General features: G+C 72.9%; 14 protein-coding genes. 7 read left to right on the top strand and 7 right to left on the bottom strand.

Annotated features, from left to right (window positions below; genetic code table 11):
• The first annotated feature begins 5 nt into the window (after window positions 1-5).
• Complete coding sequence (locus AB0C22_RS08665) at window positions 6-563, top strand: GNAT family protein (RefSeq protein WP_219462856.1); 558 nt, start codon at window positions 6-8, stop codon at window positions 561-563.
• A 7-nt stretch (window positions 564-570) separates the two neighbouring features.
• Here AB0C22_RS08665 and AB0C22_RS08660 read toward each other — a convergent pair whose 3' ends face one another.
• From AB0C22_RS08660 to AB0C22_RS08650, 3 genes are all read right to left on the bottom strand, one after another.
• Window positions 571-1,176, bottom strand: coding sequence for a YdeI/OmpD-associated family protein (locus tag AB0C22_RS08660; protein WP_219462859.1), 606 nt, complete (start codon window positions 1,174-1,176; stop codon window positions 571-573).
• A gap of 109 nt (window positions 1,177-1,285) precedes the next feature.
• Window positions 1,286-2,401, bottom strand: coding sequence for a MerR family transcriptional regulator (locus tag AB0C22_RS08655; protein WP_219462861.1), 1,116 nt, complete (start codon window positions 2,399-2,401; stop codon window positions 1,286-1,288).
• Between the two features lie 124 nt (window positions 2,402-2,525).
• The gene (locus AB0C22_RS08650) at window positions 2,526-4,256 is read right to left on the bottom strand and encodes a cellulose binding domain-containing protein (protein WP_357534291.1); all 1,731 of its coding nucleotides are present in this window, start codon (window positions 4,254-4,256) and stop codon (window positions 2,526-2,528) included.
• Between the two features lie 316 nt (window positions 4,257-4,572).
• On the opposite strand from AB0C22_RS08650, the gene AB0C22_RS08645 reads away from it, so the two are divergent.
• From AB0C22_RS08645 to AB0C22_RS08635, 3 genes are all read left to right on the top strand, one after another.
• Window positions 4,573-5,142 (top strand): hypothetical protein, encoded by a 570-nt coding sequence (locus AB0C22_RS08645; RefSeq protein ID WP_308290797.1) that lies wholly within the window; start codon window positions 4,573-4,575, stop codon window positions 5,140-5,142.
• Between the two features lie 823 nt (window positions 5,143-5,965).
• Complete coding sequence (locus tag AB0C22_RS08640; protein WP_219462865.1) at window positions 5,966-6,265, top strand: hypothetical protein; 300 nt, start codon at window positions 5,966-5,968, stop codon at window positions 6,263-6,265.
• Window positions 6,265-7,911 carry an amidase gene (locus AB0C22_RS08635; protein WP_357534289.1) on the top strand — a complete coding sequence of 549 codons (1,647 nt, stop codon included), beginning with the start codon at window positions 6,265-6,267 and terminating at the stop codon, window positions 7,909-7,911. The genes AB0C22_RS08640 and AB0C22_RS08635 overlap by 1 nt, the downstream gene beginning before the upstream one ends.
• Window positions 7,912-8,126: 215 nt before the next feature.
• Here the strand turns inward: AB0C22_RS08635 and AB0C22_RS08630 are convergent, their stop codons facing one another.
• Together AB0C22_RS08630 and AB0C22_RS08625 are read right to left on the bottom strand one after the other, a co-directional pair.
• Window positions 8,127-8,996 carry an LLM class F420-dependent oxidoreductase gene (locus AB0C22_RS08630; RefSeq protein WP_219462870.1) on the bottom strand — a complete coding sequence of 290 codons (870 nt, stop codon included), beginning with the start codon at window positions 8,994-8,996 and terminating at the stop codon, window positions 8,127-8,129.
• Between the two features lie 24 nt (window positions 8,997-9,020).
• The gene (locus tag AB0C22_RS08625) at window positions 9,021-9,608 is read right to left on the bottom strand and encodes a TetR/AcrR family transcriptional regulator (RefSeq protein ID WP_219462873.1); all 588 of its coding nucleotides are present in this window, start codon (window positions 9,606-9,608) and stop codon (window positions 9,021-9,023) included.
• A gap of 107 nt (window positions 9,609-9,715) precedes the next feature.
• Between AB0C22_RS08625 and AB0C22_RS08620 the strand changes: the two genes are divergently transcribed.
• Together AB0C22_RS08620 and AB0C22_RS08615 are read left to right on the top strand one after the other, a co-directional pair.
• Window positions 9,716-10,132, top strand: a complete 417-nt coding sequence (locus tag AB0C22_RS08620; protein WP_308290798.1) for a nuclear transport factor 2 family protein — start codon at window positions 9,716-9,718, stop codon at window positions 10,130-10,132.
• On the top strand, window positions 10,129-10,986 hold the full coding sequence (locus tag AB0C22_RS08615) for an NAD-dependent epimerase/dehydratase family protein (RefSeq protein WP_357534286.1): 858 nt from the start codon (window positions 10,129-10,131) through the stop codon (window positions 10,984-10,986). The genes AB0C22_RS08620 and AB0C22_RS08615 overlap by 4 nt, the downstream gene beginning before the upstream one ends.
• Before the next feature lie 131 nt (window positions 10,987-11,117).
• Here the strand turns inward: AB0C22_RS08615 and AB0C22_RS08610 are convergent, their stop codons facing one another.
• On the bottom strand, window positions 11,118-12,656 hold the full coding sequence (locus tag AB0C22_RS08610; protein WP_357534284.1) for a ricin-type beta-trefoil lectin domain protein: 1,539 nt from the start codon (window positions 12,654-12,656) through the stop codon (window positions 11,118-11,120).
• Window positions 12,657-13,000: 344 nt separating this feature from the next.
• Here AB0C22_RS08610 and AB0C22_RS08605 point away from each other — a divergent pair, with 344 nt between their 5' ends.
• Window positions 13,001-14,695, top strand: coding sequence for a tetratricopeptide repeat protein (locus AB0C22_RS08605; RefSeq protein ID WP_357534282.1), 1,695 nt, complete (start codon window positions 13,001-13,003; stop codon window positions 14,693-14,695).
• Between the two features lie 98 nt (window positions 14,696-14,793).
• Here the strand turns inward: AB0C22_RS08605 and AB0C22_RS08600 are convergent, their stop codons facing one another.
• Window positions 14,794-17,190, bottom strand: coding sequence for a ricin-type beta-trefoil lectin domain protein (locus tag AB0C22_RS08600; protein ID WP_219462880.1), 2,397 nt, complete (start codon window positions 17,188-17,190; stop codon window positions 14,794-14,796).
• Window positions 17,191-17,242: the final 52 nt, after the last annotated feature.

The raw sequence follows: 17,242 nt of genomic DNA, 5'->3' as shown, positions 1-17,242 counted from the left end.
GCCGCATGGAAGGCACCACGCTGCGCACCGCCCGCCTGGAACTCCGCCCGGTACGGGACGAGGACGTCGACCGGATCCTCGAATACCGCAACCTGCCCGAGGTCACCTACTGGCTGCTGCGTACCCAGGTGGAGCCGGCGGCGTTCCGGGCGGCGTGGCGGCGCGCGGCGGCGGACCCCGACGACCACAGCATGGCGGTGACCCTGGCCGGCCTGGTGATCGGCACGGTCTCGCTCGACGTGGTGGACGGGATGGGCCAGCCGGGCATGCCGGCACGCACGGAGGCGCAGCTCGGCTACATCTTCGACCCGGCCCACGGCGGCCACGGCTACGCCACCGAGGCGGTCGCGGCGATGGTGACGCACGCGTTCGCCGGGCTGGGCGTCCGCCGGATCACCGCCGGCTGCTTCGCCGACAACCTCGCCTCGGTACGGGTGCTGGAGAAGGTCGGGATGCGTCGGGAGCAGCACGGCGTCGGCGATTCCTGGCACGCCGAACGGGGCTGGGTGGACGGCTACACCTACGCGCTGTGCATCGACGCCTGGCCCGGGACGCCCCGCTAGAAAGGGATCACGGCGACTGCGGTGGCCTGGCCTTCTGCGGGTGGATCGTCTCGTGGCGGGCCAGCATGGCGACGAACTCGACGATCTTCCGCTCGCGGGTCTGCGCCCGCTTCACCGCGTTGAGGCGGTGGCTGAGCGCGAACCGGTTGGCGCTGGTGAGCACGTCGAACATGGCCTGGGCGGCCGGTACGGCGGCGATGGCGGCGAGCAGGTCGGCCGGCACCTCGACCTCCGACGGCGGGGCGTAGGCCGCCGCCCACCGCCCGTCGGCCTTCGCGGCCTCCACCGCGGCCCGCCCCGAGGGCTGCATCCGCCCCTGCTCCTCCAGCCGCGCCACATGGGCGACGTTGCGTTGCGACCAGATGCTGCGCGGCCGGCGGGGGGTGAACCTGATCCACGAGGTCTCCAGGTCCCGTTTCCGGGCCTGGCCGTCGATCCAGCCGAAGCACAGGCCCTCGTCGACCGCCTGCTGCCAGGTCAGCGTGGTGACCGTGCCGCCCTTGCGGGTCAGGGCGAGCCAGACGCCCGGCGAGGTGGCGTGGTGAGCCGACAACCAGGCACGCAGCGCGTCCGCGTCGGCGACGATCAACTCATCCAGTTCGGCGCTCACCATGACGGCAGGTTAGCCGCCACGGGTGACAGACCCGCCCGGGTCGGTCCCGGCCCGGGCATCCGTCGGCACCACCCCGGCGACCGGCGGACAGGTTTCCCGGCCGGCGTGCTCAGGACACCAGCAGGCGTAGGCCGAGCTCGGCGGTGTCGCGGCTGATGAGGTCGCGGTTGCGCTGCGTCCACCGGCCGGAGGCGAGGTCCGCCCGCAGCATCCGCACGGCCCTGCGCTCGGCCTGCGGCCCGACCCTGGTCCAGACCGACGTCGCCCGCCGCACCGGCTCGTCCAGGTAGGCTTCGGGCCGCCGCCAGTACGCCTCGAAGAGACCGTCGGCGCAGTCCCACGGGACACCCACCGGCTCGGCGCGGCCACCGGTCGCGCGGGTCAGGTCGGCCAGCGCGGGCCAGCCGACGAGCAGTCCCGCAAACTCCGGCAGGTAGTCGCGGGTCAGCCAGAACCGCTCCCGCCAGCCGGTGTCGTCGGCGTCGTAGGTGAACACCACCACCCGACGGGCCACCCGTCGCATCTCCCGCAGCCCGGCGACCGGGTCCGGCCAGTGATGGACGGTGCTGACCGCCATCGCGGCGTCGAAGGACCGGTCCGCGAAGGGCAGGTTCTCGGCGGCGGCGGCCACGCACCGCGCCGCACCCGGGGGGCGCTGCGCCCGCATCACCGCCGACGGTTCCACCGCCGTGACCTCGCGGTCGGGTGGCTCGTAGGAACCGGTGCCGGCCCCGACGTTGAGCACCGTGCGCGCGTCACCCAGCGCCGCCCAGATCCGGGCGGCGATCCGGGGCTCGGTACGCCGGGTCGCCGGGTAGGCCGCGCCGATGGTGTCGTACAATCGCGCGCCGAACACCCGCAGTTGCTCCTCCGGCGGCGTCGCAATCCCCATCGCCCGCGCCTCCAGTTCCCGGTCGATGGCCGTCACCATGGCGGCGGCCCGGTCGCGCTGGTCCGCCAGCAGACCGCGCAGCCGGCACAGGTGCGCGACCGGGTCGGTCGTCGGGTCGTCCACCAGTGCCGCGATCTCCCGCAGCCCGAAGCCGAGCCGCCGGTAGCCGAGCACCTCCCGCAGCCGTCGCACGTCGCCCGCCGAGTACGCCCGGTGCCCCGCCGGAGTGCGGGCGGACGGCGTCAGCAGGCCGATCCCGTCGTAGTGGTGCAGGGTGCGGACGGTGACCCCGGCCAGCTCCGCCACCCGTCCCACGGTCAGGTGTTCCTCCACGGCTCCGACTATCCGCCATGACGCCACGTGAGGAGCAAGCGTCGCGTGCACAAGGTGCGGGCCCGCCTGCTCCGGTGCCGGAGGAGGCGGGCCCGCACGGTCGTCGAGGTCGCGCCGTCGGCCGTCAGGCCACGGTGCAGGGGATGCCGTTGAGGGTGAACGCGGTCGGTTTGGCGGTGTTGCCGGTGTGGTTGGCCTGGAAGCCGATCTCGACGGTGGCGCCGGGGGCGATCGTGCCGTTGTAGCTGACGTTGCGGGCGCTCACCTGACCGCTGGTGGGCGAGATGGTGGCGCTCCAGGCCGACGTGATGGACTGGCCCGACGGCAGGGTGAACACCAACGTCCAGCCGTCGATCGTCGACGTGCCGGTGTTGGTGATGCTGATGCTGGCGGTGAAGCCGGAGTCCCAGCTGTTCATCGTGTAGCCGACCCGGGGTCCGCTGCCGCCCGCCGTGGGGGTGGGGGTCGGGGTGGGCGTCGGGGTCGGCGTCGGGGTCGGCGTCGGGGTGCCCGTGGGCGTCACGGTCGGGGTGGGGGTCGGCGTGGTGCCGTTGACGCTGGTCACGAACGTCATCACGCTGCGCGCGGGCAGGTTGACGGTCAACGAGCCGTTGGACATGGTCAGCGCGCTCTGCGGGGCGACGTTGCGGCTGCCGTCGGTCAGCCAGTTCTGCACGCTGCCCGACGCGGTGGCGCCGGAGAGGGTGAACTGCTGGCTCACCGCCGAGGTGTTCTTGTTGACCGCGACGATGACCACGGTGTTGCCGCCCCGGTAGGCCGAGACGTAGACGTTCGACGCCGGGTTGGCCGTGGCGTCGACGCGGACGTATCCGGGCCGCACGAACCGGGCGAACTGGGCCATCATCGCGCCCCGCTTACTGATCTGGCCGTCCTCGCGCATGGGGCCGTAGCTGCGCCGCAGGTACCACCAGACGTACGTCTGGAACTCGGCGTCGACCATGGACCGGTGGATGTGCTCGCCGACGTCGAGCGCCTCCGGCCACGCGTCACCCGAGTTCGCGTTGCTGTTCGGGTAGTAGACCTCGGTCATCCACAGTTCCTTGCCCGCCCCCTTCTGCTTGAACAGCGGGTACGGGAAGTTCGAGTACGAGGTGCCGTAGAGGTGGGCCCCGATGATGTCGACGTTGGCCAGTGCGGTGGCGTCGTTGAGGATCGGGTCCGACATCGACTTGACGTACTGGAACGACTCCGGCGCCATCACCCGGGTGCTGATCACCCCGGAGTTCTCCTTGAGGAACTTGATGATCTCGCCGGAGGTCCACCACGTCCAGTCGTGGGCGTAGTCGGGCTCGTTCTGCACGGAGATGGCGTAGAGGTTCACCCCGTTGTTGCGCATGTACACGGTGAAGTCGTTCAGGTACTGCGCATATGCGGCGTAGGAGCTGGCCCGCAGGCGCTTGGCGTTGGTCTGGCTGCCCCGGGTGAACGTCTCGATCATGCTGGCCGGGGGGTTCCACGGCGAGGCGAAGACGGTCACCCCGAGTTCGGCCGCGCGCTTGGCGGTGGCCAGGTCACGGCTCCAGTCCGCCTGGCTCTCGCCAACCGGGATGCGCAGCACGGAGAAGCCGAGCCGGCCCTCACCGGTGCCGAACGCCGTCTCCCGCTGGGCGGCGGTCAGGTCGCCGATCCAGCCGGCGTGGGCCATCGCGCCGTAGCCCTTGATCGTCTGCCGGGTCGCCGACAGGTTGATGCTCGCCGGGGCGGCGGAGGCCTCCGTGGCTCCCAGGGCCGCCGTGGCCGCCGCGACGGGCAGCGTGCCCAGCGTGGTCAGGACTACGCGACGGCTCAGTGTTTTCCGCTCGCTGGCCGCCGGCCCATTCTGATCCTGCGTCATTTCTTTCGTCCTCCTGGTGGTGGTGGTGGTGATACGCGCCCTGCCGGTTCCATCGAGCCGGTCGGCACCGATCTGCTGCGCCGCCACGGGGATGACCTGGACGTCACCGTCGGCGTTTCGACAGCACATATCGACTGTGATAATTGTGAACGTTAACGGCCGGAGTTTAGTTTCCCCTTCCATAGGGGTCAAGCACGCCGGCCGCATCCGGGTCCGCACCGATCCCGCGCGTCCGATGGTCGTCGCACGCCGCCACGACGCGGGCGGCGACAGGGGGCGACCGGCGCGCACGGCCCGCCATCCGACGGTTGCTAACGTGACCGCCGTGACGGAGTTGGCGGACCTGGTCCTCACCCCCGACGAGCGGGCCCGGGGCATCGGGGTCGACAGCGTGCTGTTCGTGATGGACTGGACCGGCGAGGAGGAGCCCGGCGCCCTGGCGGCGTTCGTGGCCGGGCGGATCCGGGCCTTCGGGGCCCAGCCGGACGGCGTCGACACCGACGTCGTCCAGCGGGCCGCCGAGGCCGACCCGACGCTGGGCCGGGGCGACCTGCCGATCCGCCAACTCCACCACCTGTCCGGCGTGCTGGCACCGCTCGGCTTCACTCTCGCGGTGCACGACGACGGCACCGACAGCTACCCGGTGCTGGTCCTGCGGACCGGCGGGCAGCCGCCGACCGGGCTGACCCACCAGGGCCAGCCGGTACGGGACTGGGCCTCGCCACCCACCGAGACCCTGGTCAGCCTCGACTGCCCGGGCTGCGGGGAGATGCTGGTCTGGCAACTGCCCGCGACCGGGAGCCTCGCCGACGAGCACTGCGACTGCGGAACCGCGCTGTTCGACGCCACCGGCCGCCCACTGCCCGACGTCACGCTCCACGACTGAGTCGTTCCCGGCGGCGGACGACCACCGGGTAATGGGGTACGGCCACCCGGCGTGGTCCGAAATACCCGGCATAACGCATGGCACCCAGGGCCGGCCGGGACCGGTTCGATTGTGGCGGGATTCGCGACGACGGCGGGCAATTGATCTGACGTTCCCCCCTTTCCCCATAGTCGAACGGGAATGCCCTGCGGTAACTGTCGGGCCGGCGCGACTCGGTCCACCGCATGGTGGTGCGCGGGTCCGGCGTACCCCGACCGGCGCCGGCCCGACCGCTGCCGGCAGCCGTCCGGCTGCCGCCGCCCCCGCCGGTCGTCCGACGGGGGCAGGCGGCACCCCACCGGGGAGCGGGCCGGCCGGGCACCGGCTCCGCGAAACGTCCGACCACGCGCCGGTCCACCGGCCGGTTCCCGCACGGGCCCGACGTCAACGCCGGCCGTGCCGCCGCACGCTCAGGCCCCGGCGTCGACGCCGCCAGCCGGCGGACCGCCCGGCTGGGCACCATCCCGAGCACGGAGAGCACCACCAGCGCAGCGAGGATCAGCACGGTGTCGCGGGTACCGACCACCGCAGCGACCGGCCCGACCGCCACCTGCCCCAGCGCAATGGCCACGAACGGGCCCAACATGTCGTACGAGTAGACCCGTCGGCCGGGACGTGCTGGGCGATCGCGGGGCCCCGATGCGCTGGCCCGGCCGTCCACTGTCGCGCCCACGTACAGGGGCATTGACCTGCGTGGCTTCACGACGCCGAGATCAACATGTCACGTCCGCGACACGATCCGGCTCAACAGTGGGTCAACGTCGCCCACCCCTCAAGGAGCGTCATGGCCCCCACCCCACCGACCGACGCCGAGCTGGACGTCCTCATCCGCGCCCGGCTCGCGTCGCTCGGCATCGACCTCGACCAACTCCCACCCGGCACCACCGCCGACCCACAGACCGGCTCCCCCGGCCAGGCCACCGTGCTGGCCTCGCTGCGTTCGTTCGTCCGCAGCACGGTGGGCACGCTCGCCGCCTACCAGCCGCCCGCCCCGGCCGGCACCGACCCGGCCGTGGCCAAGGCGCTGTCCCAGCAGCCCGCGCCGATGCTCTACCCCTCGATCAGCACGGAATGGCGGAAGTGATGAGCACAGCCCCTGCCGACCACGGCGTCGACCGTCGCGCCTTCCTCGCCCGGACCGCCGCACTGGCCACCGCCTCGGCGGTCGGCGGCGTCGTCGGGCTGCCCGCCGTCGCCTCGGCGGCCGGCGTCACCCGCGCGGCGGTCGCCCCGCCCGGCCGCTACAACCCGGCGCTGGCCGTGCCGAACGCCTACGTCAAGCCGCGCCCGGAGGCGGTGGCCGACCCGACCGAGCTGACCATCGCCGAGGCCGCCTGGCTGATCCGGGCCGGCAAGCTCACCTCGGAGAAGCTGGTCGAGGCGTACCTGGCCCGGATCTCCCGCTACGAGCCGACCTACCAGGCGTTCAACCTGGTGCTCGCCGAGCAGGCGGTCAAGGCGGCCCGCGCGATGGCCCGCAAGCCGCACCGGGGCGCGCTGCACGGCATCCCGCTGGCCATCAAGGACAACTACTACACCGCCGGGGTGCCGACCACCGCCAGCTCCTACCTGTTCGCCGACTTCCGACCACCGTACGACGCCACGGCGGTGACCCGGCTGGTCACCGGCGGCGGGGCGATCGTGCTGGGCAAGACCCAGATGGGTCCGCTGGCCACCACCCGGGCCACCACCCCCGCCGGGGTGGTCACCACGGTCAACGCCTGGACCCCCACCAACCCGGCCACCGACCCCGGCGGATCGTCCACCGGCACCGCCACCGCCGTGGCGGGCCGGCTCGCCGCGTCCGGCACCGGCACCCAGACCGGCGGGTCGATCACCGCGCCGTCCAACGCGCAGAACCTCACCGGTCTCAAGCCGACGATGGGTCGGGTGTCGCTGCACGGGATCATCCCGCTCAGCTACACCCGCGACCATCCCGGCCCGCTGGCCCGCGACGCCAAGGACGCCGCCATCATGCTCACCGCGATGGCCGGTGAGGACCCGGCCGACCCGCGCAGCCAGGGCCTGCCCGAGGTGCCCAAGCTGATCGACGCGGCCACCCCGACCCACCAGGGCGGCAAGCTCAAGCTGCGGTGGAAGACCCGGATCGGGGTGCTACCCGGCTTCACCGCCGGCACCTCGGAGACCGCGCTGGCCCGGCAGGCGTACCTGGCGAAGCTCGCCGCGATCACCGGCGCGACGATCGTCGACGTGCCGCTGCCCGACGAGTGGGAGCTGCTCACCGGCACCGCGTTCAACAACGTACGGCTGCCGGAGCGCACCGAGCCGTTCCTGCCCTACCTGCGTACCGACCTGCGCGGCTTCGGGGTGTCGGTGACCGGCTGGTTGCAGGGGGCGCTGCTGGGTGGCGGCGAGTTCATCACCGGCCAGCGGGCCAAGCTGCTGCTGATGGAACGGGTGCTCGACCAACTCTTCGCCGGGTGCGACGTGGTGGTGCAGACCGGTCCGGTGCCGTTCGACATCCTCGGCCTGCCGGAGATCGGCTTCCCGATCGGGTTCACCGGCGCGGGCCTGCCGATCGGCACCATCCTCGGTGGCCTGCCGTACGGCGAGGACCGGCTGCTGTCGGTGGTCGCCGCCTACCAGGCGGTGACCGACTGGCACCTGCGCCGACCGGCCGACCCGCCGGCCGTCGCGGCGGCGGCGCGCAGCGCCGCCCCGGCCGGGCTGCGGCTCACCGCCGACGAGGTCGCCCACCTGTCCCAGTGACCGCCACGTCGTCCGCCCCGCCGGACAGCGGCGGGGCGGACGACGGACGGACAGCGGCGGGGTGAACAGTGGCGGGGTGGGCACGGTGGGGTGGACGACCCGGTCCCGCGAAACGGGCGGCGGGGCACGGTGGGGTGGACGGCCGGTCCCGCGAAACGGGCGGCGGGGCAGGGTGGGCGACGCGGTCCCGGAAGACGGACGGCGGCCCGACCGGCTCAGCCGATGGTGGTCAGCCTGGGCAACACCTCGTCGGCGACCCGTCGGGTGAACTCCACCGGGTGCCGGTCCGGGGTGACCTGCACCTCGGTCACGCCGAGCGCCGCGTACTCGGCCACCTCGGCGAGGAACGCGTCCACGTCGGCCAGCGGCGGTCGCATCACGATGACCGTCTTGTCGATGGTGTCGTAGTCGCGGCCCTCGGCGGCGCAGTGCCCGCGCAGCACGTCCAGCTTGTGCGCCACCTCGGCAGGGCTGCTGCCGAACAGGTTGCAGGCGTCGGCGTACCGGGCCACCAGCAGCAGGGTCCTCTTCTCGCCGCTGCCGCCGATCATGACCGGCGGGTGGGGCCGTCGCAGCGGCTGCGGCGAGTTGAGCGTCTCGGCCAACCGGTAGTGCCGGCCCTCGAACGGCCCGTTGTCGTCGCTCCACATCTGCCGGCAGATCCGCAGCGTCTCCTCCAGCCGTTCGAACCGCTCGGCCACCGGCACCACCGGCACCCCGAGGCCGTGCTGCTCGCGCTCGTACCAGGACGCGCCGATGCCGAGCCGGGCCCGGCCGCCGGAGAGCACGTCCAGGGTGGTCACGATCTTGGCGAGCAGCCCCGGGTAGCGGTACATCACGCCGGTGACCAGCACGCCGAGCGTCATCCGCGAGGTCCGCGCCGCGACGAAACCCAGCGTCGTGTACGCCTCCAGCATCGGCTCCTCGGCCGGGGCCATCGCCTCCATCTGGAAGTAGTGGTCCATCACGGTGAACGATGCGACCCCGGCCTCCTCCGCGATCGTCGCGGTCTCGATCAGCGTCGGTGCGATCGCCGCCGGATCGGTCGGGGTCGAGTAGTTCCAGTAGTGCAGTCCGAGTCTCATGCCTCGCCCACCTCCACACCGATCCTAGTGGCGTACGGGGTCACCCGCCCCGGCTGCCGCCGGCGACGCGTCGACGTCCAGCACCGCGCGGGTCAGGGCGGCCAACCCCGTCTCCCAGCGCTCGTCGGGCCAGTCCCGCAGGTGTTCCACCAGGTCGCTGCGCACTGCCGCCAACAGGGCGTGGGCCAGGTAGTCCGCCGACGCGGGGCCGCGCGCCTCGGTGACGAGCGCGACCAGCAGGACGTGCCACTCCTCGTACGACCCGGTGCGGTAGGGGCTGCCGTCGCCCGCGTTCTCCAGGGCCAACGTCAGCACCCGGCTGTCCCGTTTGAACCGCACCACCTCGCGGAGCAGGTGCAGGGCACGCTCCGCCGGCGGCCCCGTCGGGGGCGTCGCCGTCAGTACCGCCCGCAACTGGTCTCCGCGCTGCGCGTACAGGGCCCGGAGCAGCCCCATCCGGTCGCCGAAGCGGCGAAACAGCGTGCCCTTGCCCACTCCGGCGGCGGCGGCGATGTCGTCCATCGAGACCTGGTCGGGGTCGGTCGCGGCATCGAACAACCGATCAGCGGCGGCCAGTACGGCCGTCCGGTTTCGTGCCGCGTCGGCGCGCACCCGCTCTCCCCTCGCAAAACGGACCGCCAGTCCGCTACAGTGAAACGGACCGGCCGTCCGCTATGGTAACCACCCAGCGGGACGGCACCGACGACCAGGGGACAACCGTGTCGAACCCTTCCACCGCCCTGTTCCACCGGGCCATGCACCTGTTGCTCGCCAAGGACATGCCGGGATTCATCGCCCTGTTCGCCGACGACGGCGTCATGGAGTTCCCGTTCGCGCCGGCCGGGCAACCGAGCCGGGTCACCGGCCGGGCCGCCGTGCACGACTACCTCATCGACTATCCGGAGATCCTCGACGTTCGCGAGATCACCGAGGTCACCGTGCACGAGACCACCGATCCGGCGGTGCTCGTCGCCGAGTTCACCGCCGGTGGCGTCGTCGTCGCCAGCGACCGGCCCTACCGCCTGCGGTACATCGCCGTGCTGACCATCCGGGACGGCCACATCGTGCACTACCGCGACTACTGGAACCCGCAGGCCGCACAGGACCTGCTCGACGGCGGGCTGGTGCGCTCGTGATCCTGGTCATCGGCGGCACCGGGACGACCGGCCGGCTCGTCGCCGCCACCCTCGCCGACGCCGGCCGCCCGGTCCGCGTCGCCAGCCGCCGGGCCTGCGCCGGGGACGTCCGCTTCGACTGGTACGACCCCGGCACCCACCGCGCCGCACTGGAGGGCGTGACGGGCGTGTACCTGGTCCCACCCGTCGGCGAGGTCGATCCCGCACCGGTCATGCTGCCGTTGCTGGAACTGGCCCGCACCCGGGGAGTGCGGCGGGCCGTCCTGCTCAGCTCCTCGGCGATCGAGGCGGGCACGCCCGGCCTGGGCGAGGTGCAGGCCCGGCTGGGTGGGCTCTTCCCGGAGTGGGCGGTGCTGCGGCCCTCCTGGTTCATGGAGAACTTCGTCGGTGACCGTCCGCACGGGGTGAGCGCCCGGGAACGCGGCGAGATCATCAGCGCCACCGGCGACGCCCGGGTCGGCATCGTCGATCCGGCCGACATCGCCGGGGTGGCGGTCCGCGCCCTCACCGATCCGACGTCGCACGACACCGAGCACCTCATCACCGGCCCCGAACGCCTGAGCTATGCCGACATCGCCGCCGTCCTCACCGACACCGGCGGCCGACCGGTCCGGCACCGTGCCGTCAGCGAGGCCGAGCTCTCGGCGTACCACGAGGCCAACGGCCTGCCAGCCGACTTCGCCCGGTTCCTCGCGAGCCTGGACACGGCGATCGCGGCCGGCGCGGAGGACCGGACCACCAGCACCGTCGCGGACGTGACCGGCCGCCCACCCCGCTCGTTCCGGGACTTCTGCCGCGACCGGCTGCCCGGTGACCCCCGATCCACCCCGGACCGCGCCCCGACACCGACCTGACGGGTCGGCCGGACGACGACCGAGGGTGCCGCCGTCGGGTGCACCCGCACGCGCTGCGGCGATGCTGACCGGTGGCGCGACGGCGCGCGGGGCGGGCAACCCGGTCGTCGCCTGCCCCGCGCCCGGGTCGCTCAGCCGCGCCGCCACTTCTGGTTGGCCCCGCCGGTGCACTCCCAGATGACCAGCCGGGCACCGTCCGCGCTGTTCGCGCCCTGCACGTCGACGCACTTGTCGGCCTGCGGGTTGACCAGGTCACCGGCACCACTGAGGACGAACTGCTGGGCCGGGTTGCCGCTGCACCTGGCCAACTGGACGACCGCTCCGTTGGCGGTCGAGCCCCAGGCCACGTCCATGCACAGCCCGAGCGCCCGCACGGTGCCGTCCCCGGCGAAGGTCCACCGCTGGGCGTTGGTGCCGTTGCAGGTCCACAGTTGCAGGTACTGGCCGTCCACGCCGTTGGAGTTGGGCACGTCGATGCACTTGCCGGCGTACCCGACGAGCTGGCCGGCACCGCCACCGCCGGTGGTGGTCAGCGACAGCCCGTACGCGCCGAGGATCTCGTTGACCGGCTGGTAGACGGTGGTGCCACCGGAGTTGCAGTCGCCACCGGCACCGGAGGTGACGCCCTGCGCCTGGTTGCCGGAGACGAACGCGCCACCCGAGTCGCCGGGCTGGGCGCACGCGCTGCTCGCCACCAGGCCGTACACCAGGGAACCGGAGTAGTTGACCGTGACGTCCCGGGCGGTGATGGTGCCGCACCGCCAGCCGGTGGTCCGGCCGGACCGGCAGACCGCGCTGCCGACGGCGGCCTCCGCCGAGCCGGCCACCGCGGTCGTGCCGCCGTTGTAGGTGTTCACCGTGGGCGTGGCCACCCACGAGGAGTTGGTCTGCACCCAGGCGTAGTCGTTGCCCGGGAAGGACGAGCCCCGGAAGGTGCCCTGCGCGACGCCGCTGCCGCTGGTGGTGCTGCCCGCCCCACCGCAGTGACCGGCGGTGACGAAGCCACCGGCGACGGCGAAGCCGACCGAGCAGAGGGTGTTGTTGTTGATGACGTACTGGTCGCCGCCCCGGATGTCGTAGACCGGGCGGTAGGACTGCGCGGCGACGACCGGTCGGGTCGCGTCGGCGGTGCCGGTGGCCTCGGCGAACGCCCGGGCCGCAGCGGTGTCGGCGGCCTGGATCACCACGCTGTTGCTCGCCGGGTCGACATACCAGGAGTGCACGGCCGGGCCGGCCCGGCCGGCCGCCCGGTCGAGGGTGGCCCGGGCCCGGTCCAGCTCGGCCAGGCTCCGCCGGACCACCTGCGGCTGGGCGCCGGCACGGCGGACCCGGGCGGCGTCGGCGGCCGTGGTCACCCCGACCACCAGGCTGCTCCCGTCCCCCGCGACCCAGGACCCGCCGTACGCGACGCCCAGCTCGGCCCGGAGCCGACGCTCGGTCGACGGCGCAGCGGCCTCGACGACCGTGCGGAGGCGGAGCTGCTCGTCGGTCAGACCGAGATCCCGGCGCAGCGCCGCCCGTTGCCCGGCGGGAAGGCCGGCGGACGGGTCGACGGCGGCCGGCGCGGACGGGTCGGCCGGCGCAGTGACCGGTGCGGCCCCGGCGGGCGCGGCGGCCAGCGCACCGACCAGCGTCGCGGCCCCGAGAACGGCACCCAGGTGACGGATCATTCTGCACCCTCCAGAGCTGTCGACGGATGTGAGAGCGCTCTCAGGCAAGAATATTCACTAATTGAGGGACATCTGTCAATGCGACGTCGCCGGACCGGTCGGCGGTCAGGCCACCAGGCCCGCCGGTTTCCCGAGCGCCCTTCGCATTTCCCTTGATCGGGATTAGGCTCTGCGCAGTCCGGAGTGGACGACCACGGAGGTGCCCATGAAGAAGATGACCGTCCGTCGTACGAGTGCACTGCGTCTGGTGTCCGGCGCCCGCCGGCTCTGGATCGAGTGGTGCTGGTAACTGCCGGCCCGGCGGGCGCCCCCGGGCGCCCGCCCTCGGCGACGCCGGCCCGACCGTGACCGACGAGCCACCGCCCTACGACTGCCACCGTGACCACGGGCCGTACGCCGGGGTCGCCGACCTGCTCCAGCGGATCGCCGCGGACCGCCCCCGGCTGGCCGCCCGGCACCGCACCGAGCTACGGGCCATCGCGCCCCGGCTCGACCCGGCCGCCCGCGCCGCCGCCGACGAGGCGCCGATCCGGTTCCACCCCGCCCGACGCACCGCCGCCCTGGCCTACGGCGCGACCGAGTTCGTGGCGGCCTGGGCGGGCACCCTGCGCCGACCGGTCACGCTCCGGTTCGTCCACGTCGGCGCGGCCGACGAGACCACCCGCGAGCTGCTCGACGCGCTGGCCGGCCGACTCGGGGCGTACCCGGTGCGGCTGGAACTGTGTGACAACGGCCCAGCCTTGCCGGCCGTCGACCTGAGCCCGGCGGCGCTGCGCACCGCCCTCGGCGAGAGCCTGGCCGGCGGCTTCTACCACCACGCGGCCCGCACCGCCCGACAGGGGCGTGCCCTGGTCACCCCGGCCGACGACCTGCCGCACTGGTGGTCGTTCACCACCGGCCTGGCCACCGCCCTGGCGGCACTGGACCAGGCCACCGAGGCGCTCGACCTCTACCACGAGACCCGGACCGTCACCGACGATCCGAAGATCACCATGTCGGCCGCGTACGCCACCGCGATGTTGTACGCCCGGCACCTGCCGGCCGCCGCCCAGGCCCCGGCACGGGCGCGGCACTGGCTGGCGGAGGCGCTCCGGCTCGCCCACACGGTGCCCGACCCCCGGCAGCGGCTCCTCTCGACGGTCTTCTACGAGCAGGGCGTCGCCCTGCTGGACAGCCGGGCGGGCGAGCCGGAGCGGGCGCTGCGGCTGATCGACGACGGGCTGGCCCGGCTGACGGCGGTGCTCGCCCCCGGTGAACGCCCCCAGGACGTGGCCCGGCTGCGCCACAACCGGGCCCAGGTCCACCTGGCGCTGGGCGACCCGCAACGGGCCCTGGCCGAACTCGACACCGTGATCGGCCACGACCCCGACAACTGCGAGTACTACGTGGACCGGGCCGCCCTGCACCGGGCCGCCGGGCGACACCGGGCCGCGATCCGGGATTACGGCAGCGCGATCCGCCTCGGGCCGCACCTGCCGGAGGCGTACTACAACCGGGCGGTGCTCCAGCAGGAGCGGGGCCGCACCGGGCGGGCCCGCGACGACCTGGACCGGGTGCTGGCCATCGAGCCCGGACACCTCGATGCCCGGATCGCCCTGGTCAACCTGCACCTCGGCCGGGGAGCCCTCGACGTCGCCGAGACGGGGGCGCGGGCCGGGCTGGTGCTGGCCCCGCACGAACCCGCCCTGCTGTGCACCCTCGGGCTGATCCGCTCGGAGCGCGGTGCGGCGGCCGAGGCCGAGGCGCTGTTCAGCCGGGCGTTGGCCGGCGATCCGGAGCTGGTCGAGGCGTGGACGAACCGGGCCGCCGTCCGGTTCGACCGGGGTGCGGTGGCCGACGCCGTGGCCGACCTGGACCGGGCGGTCGCGCTGTCGGCGGCACCGGTGCCCCGCTACAACCGGGGCACCGCGCTGGCCCGGCTGGGCCGGTGGGACGAGGCGGCCCGGGACTTCGCCGCCGCGCTCGCCGCACCCGAGGTGGACCGGTCACTGCGTCGCGAGCTGCGCACCGCACTCGCCCGCTGCCGCCGCACCTCCTGACCGGCCGCACGTGGCGGTGGCGACACCGGGTGGGCAACGACGTCGGGTGCGCGGGGCCGGGCCGTCCGCCCGACCCCGCGCACCCCGTGGTCGACCGGTCAGCTGCGCAGGCTCCACTGCTGGTTGGTGCCGCCGTTGCAGGCCCAGAGGATCAACTTGGTGCCGTTGGCCGTACCGGCGGCGTTCGCGTCCAGGCAGAGCCCGGACTGCACGCCGGTGACCGTGCCGTTGGCGTTGACGTTCCACTGCTGGTTGGTGCCGCCGTTGCAGTCCCAGATCACCACCTTGGTGCCGTTGCTGGTGCCCTGCCCGGAGGCGTCCAGGCACTTGTTGCCATAGACCATCAACTGCCGGCTGGCGGTTTGGGTCCACCGCTGGTTGGCCGCGCCGGTGCAGTCCCAGAGCTGGGCCTGGGTGCCGTTGGTGGTGCTGGAACCGGTGACCTCGGCGCACCGGCCGGACTGCACCCCGACGAGCTGCGCGCCCTGCGTCGGCGGGTTGGTGGTGCCCTGCACCCCGGCGTTGGCCATCACGGTCTGCGCTGCCGAGGGCCAGCTGTTGTTGCTGACCACGGTGTTGTTGTTGACGACGTTGCCCCGGTCACCGTTGGTCACGTTGGTGCTGTTGTTGGTCGACCAGTTGTTGGTCACGGTGAAGTTGCCCATGTTCTCGGCGTACCAGTAGTTGGCGGTGGCCCAGGTGCCGGTGGAGGAGAAGACGTTGTTGCGGGCGGTGTAGTAACGGGAGCCCTCGTCGAAGTAGAGCCCGAACCAGCCGTTGGTCCGCAGGCAGTAGTTCTCGTTGATGGTCCCGCCCGGGTTCGCCGACAGCGTGTAGAGGCAGCCACCGTCGGTCATCTGCTGCATCACGTCGTGGATGTAGTTGCCGACGACCTGGTTGTTGGCCGCCGTGGTCGCCGTCGAGTAGCGCGGCTGGTAGTTGTACAGCCCACGGTTGGCGTAGTGCTGGCTGCCGCCCGCGTCGTTGGCGCCCCAGCCGTAGCCCACCGACAGCCCGGTGTACGGCATGTTGTAGACCTCGTTGTGCGACACCAGCGAGGTGTTGACGTACGTGGTCAGGATCGACACCACACCCCGGTACTCCAGTCCGAGGTCGTGCACCCGGTTGTTGCTGATGGTGATGTTCCGGTTGGTCATCCGCTGGTCGCCCGGGTGGTGGGCGTCGGCGCGCACCCCGCCGACGACGATGCCGCCGGCCGAGTTGCGGGCGATCTCGGAGCGGGTGACGGTGATGTTGCTGGCCCCCAGGCCGACCCCGCTGGCGTGCGCGTTGGCGTCGTTGCCGATGCCGATGGCGGTCTGCCCGAGGTTGACGAACTGGGAGTCGCCGAAGGTGATGGTGTTGGCGGCGGAGACCTGCACGGCGGCCGGCATCTGGTTCCAGTTCGGCCGGGTCGCCTCGAACAGCGGGCAGCCCTCCTGGCAGGAGGTGAGCGCGTCGGCCGGGCGGGCCCAGGTGCCGGTGATGTGCGCGCCGGTCTGCTGGTCGGCGAAGCCGTTGCTGCTGCTCGGGCCGAGCCAGCTGGTGCCGGTGAAGGTGATCCCGCTGAACGCGATGTGGTGCGCCGGGGCGTCGTAGCTGCCACCGACGTTCACCAGCGACGACAGCTGCGGCAGCTCCACGCTGACGCTGTTCATGTTCTGCCCGGCCAGCGGGATGTAGTTGAGCTGCCCACTGCCCGGATTGAGGTACCACTCCCCCGGGCTGTCCAGGAACTCGTACGCGTTGGCCAGGTAGAACGGGCCGGCACGGTGCGGCTTGGACAGGGTGTCGAAGCCGAAGGTGTTGTTGTTCCAGGCCGGCTGCTGCATGGTCAGGAAGTTGCCGCTGATGCTCTGCACCGGCGAGTACCGGTCGGTGAACGAGCCGACGCTCTCCACCTCGACCCGGTTCTGGTTGCCCAGGTTGTTGAGGTAGCTCAACGCGCCGTTGCTGAACCGCATGCCGCTGGTGGTGAAGGTGAAGTCGGCCCGGTTGACGGCGGTCCGCGCCCGGGTGGCGACCGCGCCGTTGACGTAGAGCTGCCGGCTGTCCAGCCCGGCGGGCACGCTCGCCCGCCAGATGTTCTTCCCGGCGTCGACCTGCGACCAGCCGGTGACCGCGCGCGCCCCGCTGAGCTGCGGGCGGGCGGAGGCGGCGGCCCGCCAGGTCACGGTGTAGCCGTTGGTGCCGGAGTCGGCGGCGGTGAACCGCAGCGGCGCGGCCAGCCGGTAGACGCCGTCGGCCAGCTCGACGACGATGTCGCCGGACATCCCGGCGGTACGGGACCGGACGGCGTTCTGCGCCTCGGTCAGCGAGCAGGGCTGGCTGCTGGAGCAGGCGGTGCCGCTGCCGGCGGGGGACGCGTAGAGGGTGGTGGTGGCGGCGAGGGCGGGACCGGCCGGGGCGAGCACGGCGACCGTGGCGGCGAGCGCCGTGGCGGCCAGGCCGGCCAGCACCGGCCCGCGCCGGGCGGGTGATGTCGGGACGGACACGGGTGGGACTCCAATCCTGGTGGGGTGGTGGGGTGCCCCCGGTCGCGGTGGA

Source organism: Micromonospora sp. NPDC048894, assembly GCF_040649765.1.
Lineage (GTDB): Bacteria > Actinomycetota > Actinomycetes > Mycobacteriales > Micromonosporaceae > Micromonospora > Micromonospora antibiotica.
Note: the sequence above shows the minus strand (reverse complement) of the source record. Positions and strands in the feature narration are given on the sequence as shown.